Origin of the sequence: Mesorhizobium sp. M5C.F.Ca.IN.020.32.2.1 (assembly GCF_004023105.1) — a bacterium.
Classification (GTDB): domain Bacteria; phylum Pseudomonadota; class Alphaproteobacteria; order Rhizobiales; family Rhizobiaceae; genus Mesorhizobium; species Mesorhizobium wenxiniae.
The window spans coordinates 1-4,045 of sequence record NZ_RZSX01000607.1; the positions used below are offsets into that span (position 1 = coordinate 1).

4 protein-coding genes and 2 pseudogenes are annotated in these 4,045 nt (G+C 62.2%); 2 read left to right on the top strand and 4 right to left on the bottom strand.

Features of this window, described 5'->3' with window-relative positions:
* Window positions 1-119, top strand: a pseudogene (locus EOA86_RS40605) (aldo/keto reductase); the annotation flags it as partial.
* Window positions 120-785 (top strand): DUF6064 family protein, encoded by a 666-nt coding sequence (locus tag EOA86_RS25290; RefSeq protein WP_128344172.1) that lies wholly within the window; start codon window positions 120-122, stop codon window positions 783-785. It begins immediately after the preceding pseudogene.
* Window positions 786-1,037: 252 nt separating this feature from the next.
* On the opposite strand, the gene EOA86_RS25295 is transcribed toward EOA86_RS25290, so the two are convergent.
* From EOA86_RS25295 to EOA86_RS25310, 4 genes and pseudogenes are all read right to left on the bottom strand, one after another.
* Window positions 1,038-1,679, bottom strand: coding sequence for a ThuA domain-containing protein (locus EOA86_RS25295; RefSeq protein ID WP_127209173.1), 642 nt, complete (start codon window positions 1,677-1,679; stop codon window positions 1,038-1,040).
* A 218-nt stretch (window positions 1,680-1,897) separates the two neighbouring features.
* Complete coding sequence (locus EOA86_RS25300; protein WP_128344174.1) at window positions 1,898-2,329, bottom strand: hypothetical protein; 432 nt, start codon at window positions 2,327-2,329, stop codon at window positions 1,898-1,900.
* Window positions 2,322-3,494, bottom strand: a complete 1,173-nt coding sequence (locus tag EOA86_RS25305) for an acetate/propionate family kinase (protein WP_164891968.1) — start codon at window positions 3,492-3,494, stop codon at window positions 2,322-2,324. Before EOA86_RS25305 ends, EOA86_RS25300 begins: the two co-directional genes overlap by 8 nt.
* Window positions 3,494-4,045, bottom strand: a pseudogene (locus EOA86_RS25310) (phosphoketolase); the annotation flags it as partial. The gene EOA86_RS25305 and the pseudogene EOA86_RS25310, both read right to left, overlap by 1 nt.

Consider the following 4,045-nt stretch of genomic DNA (forward strand, 5'->3'; position numbering starts at 1 on the left):
TCGCCATCCCCGCCACCACCCGCGTCGAACACGTGCGCGAGAACGTGCTGGCGGCGACTGGTCCCCTCCCCGACGCGGCCATGCGCGATCAGATGGCGGCCTACGTCCGGAATCTCTAGATGTCGGAATGGTGGACCTACCGGCTGGAAGATTTCCTGCTATTCTCGCCGCGCGTCTACTGGCGCATGTTCGAGTTGGCCAATGCCGCCTTCTGGCCGCTGCATCTCCTGACGCTCGGCGCCGGCCTCGCCATTGTCCTGCTCGTGCTGCGGCGGCCGCCTCGCCACGGCCTCTGGATTGCGCTCGTCCTCGCCGCGCTCTTTGCCTTCGTCGGCTGGTCCTTCCTGTCGAGCCGCTATGCCGTGATCAACTGGGCGATCGCCTATGTCGCGCCGGCCTTCGGCCTGCAGGCGCTGCTGCTGGCGTTCGGCGGTGCCGCGCGCGGCGGCCTCGCCTTCGAGCAGCGGGACATCGCAGCAAGGCTCGGGCTGCTGATCATGGCCGCTGGCCTCGTCGTCTATCCCCTCCTGCCGCCGCTTTTCCGGCGGCCATGGACAAGCGCCGAGGTCTTCGGCATCGCGCCGGACCCGACTGCGATCACGACGCTCGGCGTCCTGCTTGCAGCGAGCGGCGGGCCTGTGCCGCTGCTGTTTGCGATCCCGCTGCTGTGGCTGCTGCTCAGCGGCCTGACGCTCCATGCCATGGGCGATCCGCAGGCCTGGCCGCCGCTTCTGGCAGCGGGCACCACTGTCGCTGCCTTGGCCCTGCGCCGCATTGCTCGGTGATGCAATAGCGCTTCGGCATTTGCTCCGGCAAGAAACGTGAGCGATTGTCGGCAGCTCGTTGTTCTTGGTTTGTGCCGGCAGCTGTGCTATGAAATTGCTTACGGTGCCTATTCGCGCCAACGACCCGCGGCCGAGGCGGGTTCTTTGTTTCAGGTTCGGCGCCATCCTTCACAGGGCTGCAAATCCATCTCTGACGGCGTGGCAGGATTCCTGGCGTGGCGACCAGTACCAGCAGGACCGACTGTCGCGCTCTCAGCGCGCCGCCCACACCAGGCCGCGGCGAAATATCGTTCGCATCTGCGGCACCGCGAACTCCCTGACGGCATGTCCGAGTGCCGAATAGAACACCCTTCCCTTGCCGTGCCGGCGCTTCCAGACGACCGGCATGACCACGCCTTCTATCCAGGACGCGTGCTCGCCGGAGAAGGTGGTGGTCGCCAGCACCTCATTCGATGGATCCACATGCATGTAGTACTGCTCGGAGCGGTACGGGAAATCATCGATGCCGTTCATGATCGGATCGTCGTGCCTGATGATGTCGACCCGGTAGTCGATGATGTTGCCTGGGTGGGCCACCCACTGACCGCCGCACATGAACTGGTATTCCGTGGCTTCACGAAAGGCATCGCACATGCCGCCGTGATAGCCGCCAAGGCCGACACCGCCCTCGACTGCCTTTGTCAGGTTGAGCTCCTCGTTCTTCGCAAGCTTGGCCATCGTGTAGATCGGGACGATCAGGCTCAGATCGGCGATCGCCGGGTCGGCGAATATCTCGGTCGTGGTTTCGACGCGCACGCCAAACCCTTCCTCTTCGAGCATCGCCTTGACGACGCGCGCACCTTCTTCCGGCTCGTGTCCATCCCAGCCGCCCCATACGATCAGCGCTTGCCGCATATTCTTCTCCGTCAGTTGGTGCGTGAAGACTGTCAGCAAGATGATCGATGAAACAAGAGCTGTACGAAATTAGGTAGACGGCCACGGTTCAGTGGATCGCCGCATTCTTTTGCGTGGCGCGGGTCAGGTTGGCGACGCTCATGGCAACCGATGCCAACAGCGCAAGAGCCATGCTTGATGCCGATAGGCTCGGCACTGCAAGGGTGGTGATCTGCCCCTTAGAACCACCGCCGCTCAGGTTCGGAACTCTTCGCAATCACAATTCCCAAGACAACACCTAGCATGCCGCCAAGCATCATCGCCGAAGATATTGTGCCTGGATTCTGCTGGACAGTTTCAGTCACGGTGTGCGCCTGGCTACGCAATTGCCGGGCTGCGCGCGAGGCCCGTTCGGCGGCGCTGTCGTACCAGCCCTCTGCCTCCTCGGCGCGGTCGGAAAGGGTCCGATTTATTTTCGTGATCTCGCGGCGAAGCTCAGCGATCTGCTTCTTCATCGCCTCTTGGGCTTCGTTTGCCGCCTTTGAGGCGCCTGCGTTGTTAGGGGTTTCGGCCATTGGATCTCTCCCTTTGGTATCAAACAGGGGAACGGTCGCAGGCGCGCAGGGTTCCTTGTCTTGGAAAACAGCACCGTTGATTGCGTTATCAAGCATTCCCCTGCACGCGCGTGTGGCGAGCGATGATCCTCTCCTCGTCGGTCGCGACGACGCGTATTTCGACCTTGCTGTCCGATCGGCTTATGATCTCGGCATGAGAGCCATTGGATGGCTCGTCGATCGCCACGCCAAGCCAATGAAGCCTTTCGCATATTGCCTTGCGGACCGGCGCTGAGCGCTCGCCAATGCCGGCGGTGAACACGAGGCATTCGAGGCCGCCCAACGTGTTGGCGAGTGCGGCAACTTCCCTTGCGGCCCGGAATGCAAAAAGATTTACCGCTTCGCGGGCGTGGGGATCGTCGCTCGCTTGCAGCGTGCGCATGTCGCCCGAGATGCCGGATATTCCGAGCAGCCCGGATTCCTCATAGAGCATGTGCTGCAGAGCCTCCCCCGCAATACCTCTCTCCAGGATGAAGTACAAAAGCACGCCCGGATCGATGGCGCCGCAACGCGTGCCCATGACCAGGCCGTCGAGCGCGGAAAAGCCCATCGTCGTATCGACGCTTCTTCCGTCGCGCATGGCGCACAGGCTCGCTCCGTTGCCGAGATGGGCGACGATCGTCCGCTTCGCTGCAAGACCGGGTGCTATCTCCTTGAGCCGCCCGGCGATGTATTCGTAGGAAAGACCATGAAACCCGTAGCGGCGGATTCCGTCCTCATCAAATCTACGCGGCAGCGCGAAGCGGCTCACGATCGGATCGATCGTCTGATGGAAGGCTGTGTCGAAACATCCGACCTGCGGCAGATCCGGCCGCAGCGCCGCAAGTGTGCGGATCGGCGCGAGACTGCGAGGCTGATGCAGCGGAGCAAGCGGCGTCAGCCTGTCCAACGCCTCGATCACGTGAGGCGTCAGACGGACGGGTTCGACGAAGTCGCGCCCGCCATGCACGATGCGGTGTCCGGCGGAGACCAGTTTTCTGCCGCCAAGTTCGCTCTCGATCCAGTCGAGCAACGCGTCGATGCCCGCATTGCGCGCGTCTCCAGCAAGCGGCCGATCACACTGCACTGTCCCATCGGCCGCTTTCACGCTGAGCCTCGGCGCATTGCCCAGGTCCAGCGTACCACGCGAGACGAGTTGCAGTTCTGCCGACGGTTCAAGGTCATATAGTCCGAACTTGATACTGGAGGAGCCGGCGTTCAGTGCAAGAATTGCGTGTCGCATCAATCGGCAACCTTCGTCGCACTGTTATCAGGCCAGTTCCACTTCTGAATCTCGGGCATGTCTTCGCCGTACTCGCGGACATAAGCCTTGTGTTCCGCAAGCTTCCCGTGCAGTTCGGCGGCAAGATTTTTCGCCCGTTCGGCGAGACCTGGCACGCGTTCGATCGCGGCGAGCGCCAGGTGAAAACGGTCAAGTTCATTGAGTACGACCATGTCGAACGGCGTGGTGGTGGTGCCTTCCTCGCGAAAACCGTGCACGTGCATGTTGTCATGGTTGGCGCGTCGGTAGGTCAGCCGGTGGATGAGGTAGGGATAGCCGTGATAGGCGAAGATGACCGGCCTGGTTTTCGTGAACAGCGCGTCGAAATCCTCATCGGCAAGGCCATGCGGATGCTTTGAATTCGACTGCAGCGTCATCAGGTCGACCACATTGACGACGCGAACCTTCAGGTCTGGAAGCGCCGAACGCAAAATGTCGGTGGCAGCGAGCGTCTCCAGTGTCGGCACGTCGCCGGCGCAGACCATCACCACATCCGGATCCTCGCCCTTGGC

Excerpts from the sequence above, each read along its gene's own strand:
- EOA86_RS25295 (WP_127209173.1), bottom strand. The coding sequence starts at position 1,679 with ATGCGGCAAGCGCTGATCGTATGGGGCGGCTGGGATGGACACGAGCCG.
- EOA86_RS25300 (WP_128344174.1), bottom strand. The coding sequence starts at position 2,329 with ATGCTTGATAACGCAATCAACGGTGCTGTTTTCCAAGACAAGGAACCC.
- EOA86_RS25290 (WP_128344172.1), top strand. The coding sequence starts at position 120 with ATGTCGGAATGGTGGACCTACCGGCTGGAAGATTTCCTGCTATTCTCG.
- EOA86_RS25305 (WP_164891968.1), bottom strand. The coding sequence starts at position 3,494 with ATGCGACACGCAATTCTTGCACTGAACGCCGGCTCCTCCAGTATCAAG.